Annotated in this window: 13 protein-coding genes; 12 read left to right on the forward strand and 1 reads right to left on the reverse strand. The window is 62.6% G+C overall.

Going from position 1 to position 14,228, the window contains the following annotated elements; translation table 11 throughout:
• The first annotated feature begins 7 nt into the window (after nt 1-7).
• The 12 genes from uppS to GH665_RS08155 all read left to right on the forward strand — a co-directional run bounded on the left by uppS (nt 8) and on the right by GH665_RS08155 (nt 12,926).
• Nucleotides 8-790 carry a polyprenyl diphosphate synthase gene (gene uppS, locus GH665_RS08100; RefSeq protein WP_028199369.1) on the forward strand — a complete coding sequence of 261 codons (783 nt, stop codon included), beginning with the start codon at nt 8-10 and terminating at the stop codon, nt 788-790.
• Nucleotides 784-1,605 carry a phosphatidate cytidylyltransferase gene (locus GH665_RS08105; RefSeq protein ID WP_028199368.1) on the forward strand — a complete coding sequence of 274 codons (822 nt, stop codon included), beginning with the start codon at nt 784-786 and terminating at the stop codon, nt 1,603-1,605. Before uppS ends, GH665_RS08105 begins: the two co-directional genes overlap by 7 nt.
• 10 nt (nt 1,606-1,615) lie before the next feature.
• Nucleotides 1,616-2,821: a 1-deoxy-D-xylulose-5-phosphate reductoisomerase gene (locus GH665_RS08110; RefSeq protein WP_153135415.1), complete on the forward strand. Its 1,206-nt coding sequence runs from the start codon at nt 1,616-1,618 to the stop codon at nt 2,819-2,821.
• Between the two features lie 7 nt (nt 2,822-2,828).
• The gene (gene rseP / locus GH665_RS08115; protein WP_153135416.1) at nt 2,829-4,214 is read left to right on the forward strand and encodes an RIP metalloprotease RseP; all 1,386 of its coding nucleotides are present in this window, start codon (nt 2,829-2,831) and stop codon (nt 4,212-4,214) included.
• 67 nt (nt 4,215-4,281) lie between these two features.
• Nucleotides 4,282-6,585 carry an outer membrane protein assembly factor BamA gene (gene bamA, locus GH665_RS08120; RefSeq protein ID WP_153135417.1) on the forward strand — a complete coding sequence of 768 codons (2,304 nt, stop codon included), beginning with the start codon at nt 4,282-4,284 and terminating at the stop codon, nt 6,583-6,585.
• 55 nt (nt 6,586-6,640) lie between these two features.
• Nucleotides 6,641-7,177, forward strand: coding sequence for an OmpH/Skp family outer membrane protein (locus GH665_RS08125; RefSeq protein ID WP_174771706.1), 537 nt, complete (start codon nt 6,641-6,643; stop codon nt 7,175-7,177).
• Nucleotides 7,178-7,456: 279 nt separating this feature from the next.
• Nucleotides 7,457-8,572 carry a UDP-3-O-(3-hydroxymyristoyl)glucosamine N-acyltransferase gene (gene lpxD, locus GH665_RS08130; RefSeq protein WP_153135418.1) on the forward strand — a complete coding sequence of 372 codons (1,116 nt, stop codon included), beginning with the start codon at nt 7,457-7,459 and terminating at the stop codon, nt 8,570-8,572.
• 233 nt (nt 8,573-8,805) lie between these two features.
• Nucleotides 8,806-9,270 carry a 3-hydroxyacyl-ACP dehydratase FabZ gene (gene fabZ, locus GH665_RS08135; RefSeq protein WP_020065638.1) on the forward strand — a complete coding sequence of 155 codons (465 nt, stop codon included), beginning with the start codon at nt 8,806-8,808 and terminating at the stop codon, nt 9,268-9,270.
• Between the two features lie 91 nt (nt 9,271-9,361).
• Entirely contained in the window at nt 9,362-10,150 is a 789-nt protein-coding gene (lpxA, locus tag GH665_RS08140; protein ID WP_153135419.1) for an acyl-ACP--UDP-N-acetylglucosamine O-acyltransferase, read from the forward strand.
• A gap of 3 nt (nt 10,151-10,153) precedes the next feature.
• Nucleotides 10,154-11,323: a lipid-A-disaccharide synthase gene (gene lpxB / locus GH665_RS08145; protein WP_153135420.1), complete on the forward strand. Its 1,170-nt coding sequence runs from the start codon at nt 10,154-10,156 to the stop codon at nt 11,321-11,323.
• Nucleotides 11,320-12,081, forward strand: a complete 762-nt coding sequence (gene rnhB / locus GH665_RS08150; protein ID WP_153135421.1) for a ribonuclease HII — start codon at nt 11,320-11,322, stop codon at nt 12,079-12,081. Before lpxB ends, rnhB begins: the two co-directional genes overlap by 4 nt.
• A gap of 62 nt (nt 12,082-12,143) precedes the next feature.
• Nucleotides 12,144-12,926, forward strand: a complete 783-nt coding sequence (locus tag GH665_RS08155; protein WP_153135422.1) for a TrmH family RNA methyltransferase — start codon at nt 12,144-12,146, stop codon at nt 12,924-12,926.
• 75 nt (nt 12,927-13,001) lie between these two features.
• Here the strand turns inward: GH665_RS08155 and ppsR are convergent, their stop codons facing one another.
• Entirely contained in the window at nt 13,002-13,817 is an 816-nt protein-coding gene (gene ppsR, locus GH665_RS08160; protein WP_153135423.1) for a posphoenolpyruvate synthetase regulatory kinase/phosphorylase PpsR, read from the reverse strand.
• Nucleotides 13,818-14,228: the final 411 nt, after the last annotated feature.

The following is a 14,228-nucleotide window of genomic DNA, read 5'->3' on the forward strand; positions in this document are numbered from 1 at the left end:
GACGGCCATGACCTATACCAGCTCAACCGTGCGCGTGCCTGATGTCGCCGCGGTGCCGCGACATATCGCGATCATCATGGACGGCAATGGCCGTTGGGCGACCCAGCGCCGTCTGCCGCGCGTGGCCGGCCATACGCGCGGCGTCGACGCGGTGCGTGCGGCCGTCGAGGCCTGCGCCCGGCAGGGCGTCGAATACCTGACGCTGTTTGCTTTCAGTTCGGAAAACTGGCGCCGCCCGAACGACGAGGTGTCGTTCCTGATGCGCCTGTTCGTCACCGCGCTGGAGCGCGAGATCGGCAAGCTGCACGCGAATGGCATTCGTCTGCGTGTGGTTGGCGATCTGTCCCGATTCGATACGCGCATTCGCGACCTGATCAAGCGCGCGGAAACCAAAACCGCGCGCAATACTCGTCTTACGCTCACCATCGCTGCCAATTACGGCGGCCGTTGGGACATCATGCAGGCCACCCGCAAGCTTGCCGAGCAATCGGCGCTGGCAGGTAAAGCGGTCGAAGTGAACGAGGATTCGTTCGCCGAACACCTGTCGATGGCCTATGCACCGGAGCCGGATCTCTTTATCCGCACCGGCGGCGAGCGCCGCGTCAGCAACTTCCTGCTGTGGCAACTTGCCTACACCGAGTTCTACTTCACCGACACGTTCTGGCCGGATTTCGACGCCGACGCGCTCGGCCACGCCATCGCTTCCTATGCGGAGCGTGAGCGCCGCTTTGGCCGTACCAGTGCTCAACTCGAGCCGCAATCGCAAAACGTCGATTCGCTTCCATGCTAAAAACCCGTGTCATCACGGCGATCATCCTGCTGGCGATTTTCTTGCCGGTCACGTTGTTCGCGCCGGTTGGCGCGTTCGGCGCGCTGATCGCCTTCGTCGTCGTATTCGCGGCGTGGGAATGGGCGCGCCTGCTGAAGCTCGGCGGTGCAGGCCCGGTCATTTACGCGCTGGTAGCCGCCGTGGCGCTAGTCGCGAGCACACGTCTCGGTACCGGTATCGAGGAACCCCGGCCGCTGTTTCAGGCGGCCGCTATTTTCTGGGTGATCGCGGGGCCATATGTGCTTTTGCGCAAGCCGACCCTCGCGCAAGGCGCATGGCGCGGGTTTCTATTCCTGGCCGGCATTGTGGTATTCGTCGCGTGCTGGCATGCTCTCGTCGCCGCGCGCATGAAGGGCGTGCCGTTCGTGCTGTCGTTGCTGCTGTTGGTCTGGCTGGCCGATATCGGCGCATACTTCTCCGGAAAGGCTTTCGGGAAGCACAAGCTGGCGCCTGCCATCAGCCCGGGTAAGACCTGGGAGGGCGCGATCGGCGGCTGGCTGGCCGTGATGATCGTCGCCGCTGCGGCGGTCTTTTTGCATGCGTTCGAGCCGACCCTGTATTCTGCGCTGCTGGCGCAATTAGGCGCCGTACGTACGTTGCTCGCACTGACCTTGCTGGTGGCATTCAGCGTGGTGGGCGATCTGTTCGAATCGATGATGAAACGCCAGGCCGGAGTGAAAGATTCAAGCGGCCTGTTGCCCGGGCACGGTGGCGTACTCGACCGCATCGACGCATTGTTGCCGGTGCTGCCGCTTGCCATGCTGCTGCTCGGCTAGAGAAAGAGATATGCAAAAACGTCTGACATTGCTCGGTTCCACGGGCTCGATTGGAGACAGCACGCTCGACGTCGTCGCGCGTCATCCCGAGCGCTTTTCGGTTTACGCGCTCACTGCGCATCGCAACGGCGACAAGCTCGTCGAGCAATGCCTGCGTTTTCGGCCTGAGGTCGCGGTTGTCGGCGACGCCGACACCGCCGTGCGCGTCGCGGCGAAGTTGCGCGAAGCAGGCTGCAAGACCGAGGTCACGTACGGGCCGCAAGCGCTCGTCGACGTATCGGAGAGCGATGGCTGCGATACGGTGGTGGCGGCGATCGTCGGCGCGGCAGGCCTCGCGCCGAGCCTCGCCGCGGCGCGTGCCGGCAAGCGCATCCTGCTCGCCAACAAGGAAGCGCTGGTGATGTCCGGCGCGATCTTCATGGACGCGGTGCGCGACAACGGTGCCGTGCTGCTGCCGGTCGACAGCGAACACAACGCGATTTTCCAATGCCTGCCGCGCGAAGCCGCACTGCACGGCGGCGTCTCCAGGATCATCCTGACCGCCTCGGGCGGCCCGTTCCGCACGCGCGAACCGGCCACGCTGGTTGACGTCACGCCTGACGAGGCCTGCAAGCATCCGAACTGGGTGATGGGCCGCAAGATTTCGGTCGACTCGGCCACGATGATGAACAAAGGCCTCGAGGTGATCGAAGCGCACTGGCTCTTCAACGTGCCGGGCGAGCGTATCGAGGTGCTGATTCACCCGCAAAGCGTGATTCATTCAATGGTGTCGTACGCCGACGGCTCGGTGCTCGCGCAACTGGGGAACCCCGATATGCGTACGCCAATCGCGCACGCGCTGGCGTTTCCGGAGCGGGTCGATTCTGGCGTGGCGCAACTCGATCTGCTGCAGGTCGCGTCGCTCTCGTTCGAAAAACCGGACTACACGCGCTTCCCGTGTCTGGCACTCGCCGTGAAGGCGCTGGCCGAGGGCGGGTTGGCGAGCGCGGCCCTCAATGCCGCGAACGAAATCGCTGTTGAAGCGTTCCTGTCACGCCAGATCGGGTTCATGGCGATTGCTCAGGTGGTCGACGCCGTACTCAACGCTTTGCCGAACCGCAGCGCGCACGCGCTCGAGGACGTGATCGAGGCCGACGCCGCCGCGCGCCGTGCCGCCACCGACTTCATCGCGCGCCTGCCGGACGGCGCCCGTCGCACGGAACGCGCCGTCCAGTGAGGCGCCTATGAATCTGCTAATCGAACTGCTGGCCTTCGCGGTTGCGATTGGCGTGCTCGTGGTGGTCCACGAGTATGGGCATTACAGTGTGGCGCGTTTGTGCGGCGTCCAGGTGCTGCGTTTTTCGATCGGCTTCGGCAAGCCGCTGGTTCAATGGGTGAGCCAGAAGACGGGCACCGAATGGACGATTGCCGCGCTGCCGCTAGGCGGGTACGTCAAAATGCTCGACGAGCGCGAGACCGGCGGGGCGCCGATTCCGCCTGAAGCCTTGCCGCATGCGTTCAACCGCCAGTCGGTGTGGCGCCGTTTCGCGATTGTCGCGGCCGGCCCGATCGCGAACTTCCTGCTTGCCATCGTGCTGTTCGCCCTTGTGTTCGCCACTGGCGTGACCGAGCCGGCGGCCGTGGTTGCGACGCCTGCTCCGAATACCCCAGCGGCGCTGGCCGGTTTCGACGGCGGCGAAACCGTTGTCGCGGTGCGTACCGAGACCGCCGGCGAATCCGAGCGGGTGCGTTCATGGTCCGACCTGCGCTGGAAGCTGCTGGGCGCGGCATTCGATCACAAGCGGGTCGTGTTGAGCGCGAAAGACGCCCACGGCATCTCGGATTTTCAGCTGGATCTGCGCGGCATCACCGAGAAAGACGTCGACGACGACTTTATGTCGCGTCTCGGCTTCGAGCCGGGCGGTGGCAAGCTGACGGTCGCGGGCGTGCAGCCGGATAGCGCGGCGCAAAAAGCCGGCCTTGCGGTGGGTGACCGTCTGCGCGCGATCAACGGTGTGCCTACCGACAATGCCACGGCCTTCATCGCTTATGTAAAATCGCACGCCGGTGTACCTGTGACGCTGCAGGTGGAGCGCGGCGGGCCGGCGGCGGGCAAGCTGGAAGACGTTCGGATCGTCCCGCAGTCGCAGCGCGATGAGGCGACGGGGCAGCAGATCGGCCGTATCGGCGCGGAACTCGCGACTCAGGTGCCGTCGATCGACGTGCGTTACGGGCCGGTCGAAAGTCTGCAACTGGGCGCACGTCGTACCTGGGATCTGGCTGTTTATTCGGTGCGCATGTTCGGGCGAATGATCGTCGGCGAGGCATCGCTCAAGAATCTTTCCGGTCCCGTGACGATCGCCGATTACGCAGGAAAGAGCGCACGTCTAGGTCCTTCTGCATTCCTGTCGTTCCTTGCCCTTGTCAGTATTAGCCTCGGCGTACTGAACCTGTTACCAATTCCGGTATTGGACGGGGGTCATCTGTTATATTATTTGGTTGAAGCTGTAACCGGCAAAGTTGTCTCCGATCGCTGGCAACTCGTTTTTCAGAGGGCGGGTCTCGCCTGCATCGTCGCATTGTCGGCGATTGCGCTGTTCAACGATCTGGCTCGTTTAATCCATTTTTAAAGTGTCTGGCGGCGTTCACGATGGCGACCGCCCGACCTGATGCAGCTATACACACTGGGGAAGCACGTTGTTTAAACCTCATCGCTTTGTTCCAAAGACGGTTATAGCCGCGGCATTCGCCGCGCATGGGCTGGTTGCTCACGCAACGACGCCCTTCGTGGTGCAAGACATCCGGATCGAGGGGTTGCAACGCGTCGAACCCGGTACCGTGTTCGCGTACCTGCCCATCAAGCAAGGCGACACCTTTACCGACGACAAGGCTTCCGAAGCCATTCGCGCGCTATACGCCACGGGCTTCTTCAACGACGTCAAGATCGCGACCGAAGGCAATGTCGTCATCGTGCAGGTGCTGGAGCGTCCGGCCATCGGCACGATCGACTTCGCAGGCATTCACGAGTTCGACAAGGACAACCTGACCAAGGCGCTGCGCGCGGTCGGTTTGTCGCAAGGCCGTTACTACGACAAGGCACTCGTCGACAAGGCCGAGCAGGAGTTGAAGCGCCAGTATCTGACGCGCGGTTACTATGCCGCCGAAGTCACCACCACGATCACGCCGATCGACCGCAACCGCGTGTCGGTGCTGTTCTCGGTGGCTGAAGGTCCGAGCGCGAAGATCCGCCAGATCAACTTCATCGGCAATAAGGCGTTCAGCACGGGTACGCTGCGCGACGAAATGCAGCTGTCCACGCCGAACTGGTTCTCGTGGTACACGAAGAACGACCTGTACGCGAAAGACAAGCTCACCGGCGACCTCGAGAACGTCCGCTCGTATTACCTGAATCGCGGCTACCTCGAATTCAATATCGACTCGACCCAGGTGTCGATCTCGCCGGACAAGAAGGACATGTATCTGACGGTCACGCTGCATGAAGGCGAGCCGTACACGATCAACAGCATCAAGCTGGCCGGTAATCTGCTCGACCGCGAGCCGGAGCTGGCCAAGCTGATCAAGATCAAACCGGGTGACCGTTTCTCGGCTGAAAAGCTGCAAGCCACCACCAAGGCGATTGTCGACAAGCTGGGCCAGTATGGCTATGCGTTCGCCACCGTCAACGCGCAGCCGCAGATCGATCAGGAACACCACAAGGTCGACCTGACGCTGCAGGTGGATCCGAGCCGCCGCGTGTACGTGCGCCGCATCAACGTGGTCGGCAACACACGCACGCGTGACGAAGTGGTGCGCCGCGAAATGCGCCAGCTCGAAAGCTCGTGGTTCGATTCGAACCGCCTCGCGCTGTCGAAAGACCGGATCAACCGCCTCGGCTACTTTACCGACGTCGACGTGACCACGGTGCCGGTCGAAGGCACGCCTGACCAGGTCGACGTGGACGTCAAGGTGAGCGAAAAGCCGACTGGCGCTATCACGCTGGGCGCGGGCTTCTCGTCGACCGACAAGGTGGTGCTCTCCGCGGGCGTGTCGCAGGACAACGTGTTCGGTTCGGGTACGAGTCTCTCGGTGAACGTGAATACCGCCAAGACGTACCGTACCTTGACGGTTACGCAGGTCGACCCGTACTTCACGGTCGACGGCATCAAGCGGATTACCGACGTCTACTACCGTACGTACCAGCCGCTGTACTACTCGACGGATTCGAGCTTCAAGATCGTCACGATCGGTGGCGACCTGAAATTCGGTATCCCGTTCTCCGAAGTCGACACGGTGTACTTCGGCGCCGGCCTCGAGCAGAACCAGCTGGATATCGACGCGAATACGCCGCAGAGCTACATCGACTACGTGCACGAGTTCGGCCGCGTGTCGAACAACGTGCCGATCACGGTGGGCTGGTCGCGCGATGCGCGTGACAGCGCACTGGTGCCGAGCCGCGGTTACTTCACGCAGGCGAACGCCGAGTACGGCACGCCGATCGGCGGCACGCAGTATTACAAGGCCGACATCAACGCGCAGTACTATTATTCGTTCTCGCGCGGCTTCGTGCTGGGCTTCAACTTCCAGGGCGGTTACGGTAACGGCCTCGGCGGCAAGCCATATCCGATTTTCAAGAACTACTACGCGGGCGGTATCGGTTCGGTGCGGGGCTACGAGCCGAGCTCGCTGGGCCCGCGCGACGCGAAAACGAACGACCCGATCGGCGGCTCGAAGCTGCTGGTGGGTAACATCGAATTGACGTTCCCGTTGCCGGGCACGGGCTACGACCGCACCTTGCGTGTCTTTACGTTCCTCGACGGCGGTAATGTCTGGGGTACAGAGGGCAACAGCATCGGCGCGAACGGCCTGCGTTACGGCTACGGTGTCGGTCTCGCGTGGATCTCGCCGATCGGCCCGCTCAAGCTCAGCTTGGGCTTCCCGCTCACGAAGCACACTGGCGACCAGTATCAGAAGTTCCAGTTCCAGATCGGGACGGCGTTCTGATGCGGCGGCTGGCGGTCCGGCCCCGAGCGGCCGGCCAAATTACAGTATCGAGAGGATGACTTTGCTAACCGGTATGTTTTCGAAACGTGTGGCGTGTGCGTTCGCGCTGGCAATGACGCTGGGTGTCGGTGTAGCGGGTGCGGCGCACGCGCAGGAAGCCAGGATTGCTGCGGTGAATTCGGACCGTATCCTGCGTGAATCGGCTGCCGCGAAGGCTGCGCAGGTCAAGCTCGAGGCGGAATTCGCCAAGCGCGACAAGGATCTGGCCGACATGGCGCAGAAGCTGAAGACGATGTCCGACTCGCTCGACAAGAACGGCGCGTCGATGTCGGCTACAGATCGTGCGCAGAAGCAGCGCGACCTGTCGCAGCTGGATACGGACTTTCAGCGCAAACAGCGCGAGTTTCGCGAAGACCTGAACCAGCGCCGCAACGAAGAGCTGGCGGCGGTGCTCGACCGGGCCAACAAGGTGATCAAGCAGATCGCCGAGCAGCAGCACTACGACCTGATCGTTCAGGAAGCGGTGTATGTGAGCCCGCGCATTGACATTACCGATCAGGTGCTCAAGGCGCTCGCGGCCTCAGGTAACTGAACGCGCGCTGGGCTTGCCGGCGGCGGGCTTGCCGGCCAGACACCAGTTCGCCGGCCGCCGCTACGCAGCACGGGGCGGTGGAACTAACAAGCTGGACTGATTTGCGGCAACAAGCTTGCATGAGACCAGAGTCAGTGCTTTGCATGAGATCGGAGTAACGAGCTTTGCATGGGATCGGAGTAGCGCGTTAAAGCGCGAACTCCGATCGGCAGCCAAAGCGCAAACTCGGGTTGACCGCCAAAGCACCCACTCTGGGTCGACACAGGAGACAGGATAGGCATGGCATTTACGCTCGAGGACATCGTCCAGCGGTTCGGCGGTGAAGTAGTCGGAGATGGTTCGCAGCGCGTCGGCAGCCTGGCGCCGCTTGACCAGGCAGGCCCTGACCAGCTGGCATTCCTCGCCAATCCGAAGTACCTGTCGCAGGTCGAGACGACTCGCGCGGGCGCGGTGCTGATCAATGCCGAGGATCTAGCAAAGCTCGGCGCTCTCGAAAACCACGGGAATGCCGCGCGTAACTTCATCGTCACGCCGAATCCGTACGCTTACTTTGCGCGCGTCGCGCAGACCTTCATCGACATGGCCGCACCTAAGCCGGTGCCGGGCGTCCATCCGAGCGCGACCATCGACCCGTCCGCGCAAATTGCCGCGAGCGCGGTGATCGGCCCGAACGTCACGGTAGAGGCGGGCGCGGTGATCGGCGAAAACGTGCGTCTGGATGCCAACGTGGTGATCGGCCGCGGTACGCGGATCGGCGCGGGCTCGCATCTGTATCCGAATGTCGCGGTGTATTACGGCTGCAAGCTCGGTGAGCGCGTGATCGTGCACGCGGGTGCGGTGATCGGTTCGGACGGCTTTGGCTTCGCGCCGGATTTCGTGGGTGAAGGCGATGCACGCACCGGCAACTGGGTGAAAATTCCTCAGGTCGGCGGTGTGTCGATTGCGGCAGACGTCGAAATCGGTGCGAACACGACGATCGACCGGGGCGCGATGGCCGACACGATCATCGAAGAGAGCGTGAAGATCGATAATCTCGTGCAGATCGGTCACAACTGCAAAGTGGGCGCCTATACGGTGATCGCGGGTTGTGCGGGTATTGCGGGCAGCACCACGATCGGCCGTCACTGCATGATCGGCGGCGCAGTTGGGATCGCCGGTCACGTGACGCTGGCTGACTATGTGATCGTCACGGCGAAGTCCGGCGTGTCGAAGTCGTTGTTGAAGGCAGGCATCTACACCAGCGCATTCCCCGCAGTGAATCATGCGGACTGGAACAGGAGCGCCGCTTTGCTGCGTAACATCGACAAGCTTCGTGACCGTATCAAGGCGCTGGAAAATGCGTCGGCGGGCAAGCCAGCCGACGCAGCAAGCAACGCCGCCGGCGACCCGACCTGAGATAGCTGAACAACCCATTCGCCAACCCCGCTGGCCTACTTGCAGAACAATCCGCGGGGCAACCTGCCGGCACCGCGTAAAATAGCGGGCAAGCATCAGGAAGCAAAGTCGGTTGCCGTGACCGGGTGGCATGGCCGCCGGGTCACGGCAAGCGCCGGCAGCACGCGTTACCAACCCACCTGCACCAGCATTCGCAGTCATCATCGCGCAGTTAATGTGCGAGTAGAAACACCATGAGCACCGAAAAAATCAATCTCGACATTCATAAGATTCTCACGCTGCTGCCCCATCGTTACCCGATCCTGCTGGTCGACCGGGTGCTCGAACTCGAGCCGCATAAGAGTATCAAAGCGTTGAAGAACGTGTCGATCAATGAGCCGTATTTCCAGGGTCACTTTCCGACCCGTCCGGTAATGCCCGGCGTACTGATCCTCGAAGCGCTCGCGCAAACCGCGGCCCTGCTGACGTTTTCGGAAGAGCCGAGCGATCCGTCGAACACGCTGTATCTGTTCGTGGGCATCGACAATGCGCGTTTCAAGCGCGTAGTGGAACCGGGCGATCAGCTGATCCTGAACTGTACGTTCGAGCGTCATATGCGCGGCATCTGGAAGTTCAAGGCGCGCGCCGAAGTGGATGGTGCCGTGGCGGCAGAAGCGGATCTGATGTGCGCGGTGCGGCACACGGACAAAGACGCTTAAAGGTGTCCGGGCAGTCAGCGGCTTACCCTGAGCCCTGCAGGCTCCGGTTACGTCCATCCGGACAACGCAACAGAATCAGAAGCGAGGACGCATGAGCAGGATTCATCCCACTGCGATCGTCGAACCAGGCGCGCAACTCGACGAATCCGTCGAAGTCGGACCGTATGCCGTCATCGGTGCGCATGTGACGATCGGCGCACGGACCACGGTCGGTTCGCACAGCGTGATTGAAGGTCACACCACGATCGGCGAAGACAACCGGATCGGCCACTACGCATCGGTCGGCGGCCGTCCGCAGGACATGAAGTACAAGGACGAGCCCACCCGGCTCGTGATCGGCAATCGCAACACGATCCGTGAATTCACCACGATCCACACCGGCACGATGCAGGATTCGGGCGTCACCACGCTCGGTGACGACAACTGGATCATGGCCTACGTGCACGTCGGGCACGACTGCCACGTCGGCAATAACGTCATTCTGTCGAGCAATGCGCAGATGGCCGGCCATGTGACGATCGGCGATCACGCGATCGTCGGCGGCATGTCGGGCGTGCATCAGTATGTGCGCATCGGCGCGCACTCGATGCTGGGCGGCGCGTCAGCGCTGGTGCAGGATATTCCGCCGTTCGTGATTGCTGCCGGCAACAAGGCGGAGCCCCACGGCATCAACGTCGAAGGTCTGCGCCGCCGCGGTTTCTCCGCGGACGCGATCTCCGCGCTGCGCTCGGCGTATCGCTTGCTGTACAAGAACGGCCTGTCGCTGGAAGAAGCGAAGGTGCAGTTACGCGAACTCGCGACCGCGGGTGGCGATGGCGATGAGCCGGTACAAACGCTGCTCGCGTTTGTCGAAGCATCGCAACGCGGCATCATCCGCTAAACGATGGCCCTCAACCCAAGTCCGATACGCGTGGCGATGGTCGCTGGCGAGCCGTCCGGCGACCTGCTGGCGGCCTCGCTGCTCGAAGGCCTCGCAAGCCGTTTGCCTGCCTCCACGCACTACTACGGGATCGGCGGCCCGCGCATGATCGCCCAGGGCTTCGACGCGCACTGGCCGATGGAAAAGCTGACCGTGCGCGGCTATGTCGAAGTACTGCGGCATATTCCCGGAATCCTCGGCATCCGCAACGAACTGAAGCGGCAACTGCTGGCTGAGCCGCCGTCGGTGTTCGTCGGCGTGGATGCGCCCGATTTCAATTTCGGCCTCGAGCATCCGTTGCGCGAGGCGGGTATTCCGACCGTTCACTTCGTCTGCCCGTCCATCTGGGCGTGGCGGGGCGGGCGCATCAAGAAGATCGCCAAGGCGGTCGACCACATGCTCTGCGTGTTCCCGTTCGAAAAGGCGCTGCTGGAAAAGGCTGGTGTCGCGGCGTCCTACGTGGGTCATCCGCTCGCCGACGAGATTCCGCTCGTGCCCGATACGCTCGGCGCGCGCCGCACGCTCGGCCTCGCTGAGAGCGGGCCGATCATCGCAGTGCTGCCGGGCAGCCGGCGCTCGGAGATCGATCTGATCGGTCCGACGTTCTTTGCCGCGATGGAGATGATGCAGCACCAGGAGCCTGGCTTGCGTTTCGTGATGCCGGCGGCCACGCCCGCGCTGCGCGAAATGCTGCGGCCGCTGGTCGACGCGCATCCCGGGCTCGCGCTGACCATTACCGACGGCCAGTCGCAACTCGCGATGACGGCGGCCGATGCGATTCTCGTCAAGAGCGGCACGGTGACGCTGGAAGCTGCGTTGCTGAAAAAGCCGATGGTGATTTCGTACAAGGTGCCCTGGCTGACGGGTCAGATCATGCGCCGCCAGGGCTATCTGCCGTATGTCGGCTTGCCGAACATTCTGGCCGGGCGTTTCGTCGTGCCAGAGATCCTGCAGCATTTCGCGACGCCGCAGGCGCTCGCCGAGGCCACGCTGAAACAGTTGCGCGACGAGGCCAACCGGCGCACGCTGACGGAAATCTTCACGGAGATGCATCACGTGTTGAAGCAGAACACCGCGCAGCGTGCAGCGGAAGTGGTGGCGAGCGTGATTGAAAAGCGCAGGGCGCTGCCGTGACCACTGCGCGCGCACCCCGCCGCAAGACTGCGAGCGCTGCAGGCGTGGCGGCGCGGCAGGTCGGTCTTAACTTCGAGACGCCGGATGACATCGTCTGCGGCGTCGACGAAGCAGGGCGTGGGCCGCTGGCCGGCCCGGTGGTCGCTGCAGCGGTGATTTTCGATCCGTCGAAACCGATGATTCGCGGCCTCGACGATTCGAAAGCACTCACCGCCAGAAAGCGCGACGAACTGTACGACAAGATCGTCGAGCGGGCGTTGGCTTACTGCGTCGCGTCGGCTACCGTCGAAGAAATCGACACGCTGAACATCCTGCACGCCACCATGCTGGCGATGAAGCGGGCGGTCGAAGGTCTTTCGGTCGTGCCGACGCTCGTGAAAATCGACGGCAATCGCTGCCCGACGCTGAGCATTCGCAGCGAGGCGGTGATCGGTGGCGATGCACTGGTCAAGAGCATTTCGGCGGCGTCGATTCTCGCCAAGGTCACGCGCGATCGGATGCTGCTCGAATTGCATCAGACCTATCCGGTTTACGGCTTTGACGCGCACGCCGGCTATGGCACGCCGCAGCATCTCGCGGCGCTGCGCGAACATGGGCCCTGCGAGCATCATCGGCGCTCGTTCGCACCGGTGCGTGAAGCGCATCAGCGTTTCGGCACGGGTGCAAAGCGGCCGCTGGGCGACGTGATCGTCGTGTCCGGAACGCTCGCCGACGCCATGCTCGACGACGACGCTTTCGGCGAACGCAGCGGCGCCTGAGCGCCACGTGTGACCCGGCGTATCGCCCATCCTTTTCCTCATTCTCACTGTCTTCGCTGCCTGTGAAAGCCATCACCTCGCGGGACAATCCGCTCTACAAGCGCCTTAAAGCGCTGGCCGGCTCGACGCATCAGCAGCGTCGCAGCGGCCACGCGCTGCTCGAAGGCTTCCATCTCGCGAGCGCCTATCTCGACGTCGCCGGGCAGCCGGAAATGTGCATCGTTACTGAGGGTGCGTTGCGTCACGACGAAGCGCAGGCCATTGTGTCGCGCATCGACGAGCACCGCATCGTTACGCTGCCCGACGCGTTGTTCGGACAGTTGTCGAACGTCGTGCACGGTGTGGGGATTCTGTTGCTGGTCGAGAAGCTCGACACGCCGCTGCCGGACAAGGTCGCGCAGACCTGCCTCGTGCTCGACGGCGTGCAGGACGCCGGCAACGTCGGTTCGATTCTGCGCAGCGCGGCCGCAGCCGGGATTCAGCAGGTGTTTTGCGCCCCGGGTACGGCTTACGCATGGTCGTCGAAAGTCCTGCGCTCGGGCATGGGCGCGCATTTTCTGCTGCAAATCCACGAGGATGTCGAGGCACAGGGGTTGATCGAGCGCCTTGCGGTGCCCGTCGTCATCACGGATTCGCACGGCGCCGAGGCGATCTACGATTGCGATCTGAGCGGTCCGCTCGCGTGGGTGTTCGGCAACGAAGGAGCCGGCGTATCGCAGACCTGGCGCGATGCAGTTTCGTTGCGGGTGACGATTCCTCAGCCGGGCGGCATGGAATCGCTCAATGTGGCGGCTGCGGCGGCTGTCTGTGTATTCGAACAATGCCGCCAGCAGCGCCGCACATGAGCCTGCACTGACTTCGGTGTGAGGCCGCCTGCGCGGCCTCCCCAGCACCATGCGCGCAGGTAAAACTGGCCACGCTCAATAAGCCGGCCGATCCAGCTTGATCTCCTGCAGGATCGTCGTCGCGATCTCTTCGATCGACTTATGCGTCGACGAAAGCCACTTCACGCCCTCGCGCCGCATCATGGCTTCGGCTTCATTGATCTCGTAGCGGCAATTCTCCGGCGCGGCGTATTTGCTGCCCGGCCGGCGCTCGTTGCGAATCTCCGAAAGCCGCTGCGGATCGATCGACAAACCAAACATCTTTTGCCGATGCGCCAATAGTGGCGTAGGCAGCTTGCCGCGTTCGAAGTCTTCCGGAATCAGTGGATAGTTGGCGGCTTTCACCCCGTACTGCATGGCCAGATACAGGCTCGTCGGCGTTTTGCCGCTGCGCGAAACGCCGACCAGAATCACATCGGCATCGGCCAGATTGCGGTTCGATTGACCGTCGTCGTGGGCGAGCGAGAAATTGATGGCCTCGATCCGGTTCTTGTATTCCTCGGTATCGGCGTTCTGGTGGCCGCGGCCCATCGCGTGGCTCGACTTCAGCTCCAGTTCCTGTTCGAGCGGCTCGACGAAGGTCTGGAACATGTCCAGCACGAGCGCCTTTGAGCCTTTGACGATCTGATTCGAGGCGCTGTCCACCAGCGTCGTAAAGACGATCGGACGGCGGCCGTCCTGCTCGGTCGCTTCGTTGATCTTTTCGAGCGTGACGTAGGCTTTTTCCGTCGAATCGACGAAGGGCACGCGAACCAGGCGGAATTTCTGGTCGAACTGGGAGAGGATCGAATGCGCGAAGGTTTCGGCAGTGATCCCGGTACCGTCGGAGACGATGAATACGGTGGGCGGCATCAGTGGGGCTGGGGAACGTGAGCGGGAAAAAGCGCTCGAATGAAACATCGCTGCATTGGCATCGCTGCACGGTGGCTAACCGGAGATTGCAGCGGCGTCATTTCAGCGCGCCGTGGGCACCGCAATTGCGTCCGGATGGCGGTGGGACCTCGCGAAAGCCTCGCAAGAGCCCGTCAGCCGGTCCGGGGCGCGATTCGAGGCGCAATTCTCGTCCGACTGTCACATTTTGAGAGTCGGCACGGTAGAATAGCGGCAACCTGTTGGATAAGCAATTGCAGGCGATTGGCGTCTAACTCACCGCGAACGGTCGGTCAACGCCGCGCTTTGCGCCGGTAACTTGCGGCAAATTGAGAGATTGGGGTGGATCGATCGGTAATTTCGTCCATCCGCTTTCTACTTCGTGCATCTGGC

The organism is Paraburkholderia agricolaris (assembly GCF_009455635.1).
GTDB classification, from domain to species: Bacteria; Pseudomonadota; Gammaproteobacteria; order Burkholderiales; family Burkholderiaceae; genus Paraburkholderia; species Paraburkholderia agricolaris.

What these genes read in the sequence shown, in the direction of transcription:
- uppS (WP_028199369.1), top strand. Translation starts at nt 8, where the DNA reads ATGACCTATACCAGCTCAACCGTGCGCGTGCCTGATGTCGCCGCGGTG.
- GH665_RS08105 (WP_028199368.1), top strand. Translation starts at nt 784, where the DNA reads ATGCTAAAAACCCGTGTCATCACGGCGATCATCCTGCTGGCGATTTTC.
- GH665_RS08110 (WP_153135415.1), top strand. Translation starts at nt 1,616, where the DNA reads ATGCAAAAACGTCTGACATTGCTCGGTTCCACGGGCTCGATTGGAGAC.
- rseP (WP_153135416.1), top strand. Translation starts at nt 2,829, where the DNA reads ATGAATCTGCTAATCGAACTGCTGGCCTTCGCGGTTGCGATTGGCGTG.
- GH665_RS08125 (WP_174771706.1), top strand. Translation starts at nt 6,641, where the DNA reads ATGACTTTGCTAACCGGTATGTTTTCGAAACGTGTGGCGTGTGCGTTC.
- lpxD (WP_153135418.1), top strand. Translation starts at nt 7,457, where the DNA reads ATGGCATTTACGCTCGAGGACATCGTCCAGCGGTTCGGCGGTGAAGTA.
- fabZ (WP_020065638.1), top strand. Translation starts at nt 8,806, where the DNA reads ATGAGCACCGAAAAAATCAATCTCGACATTCATAAGATTCTCACGCTG.
- lpxA (WP_153135419.1), top strand. Translation starts at nt 9,362, where the DNA reads ATGAGCAGGATTCATCCCACTGCGATCGTCGAACCAGGCGCGCAACTC.
- lpxB (WP_153135420.1), top strand. Translation starts at nt 10,154, where the DNA reads ATGGCCCTCAACCCAAGTCCGATACGCGTGGCGATGGTCGCTGGCGAG.
- ppsR (WP_153135423.1), bottom strand. Translation starts at nt 13,817, where the DNA reads ATGCCGCCCACCGTATTCATCGTCTCCGACGGTACCGGGATCACTGCC.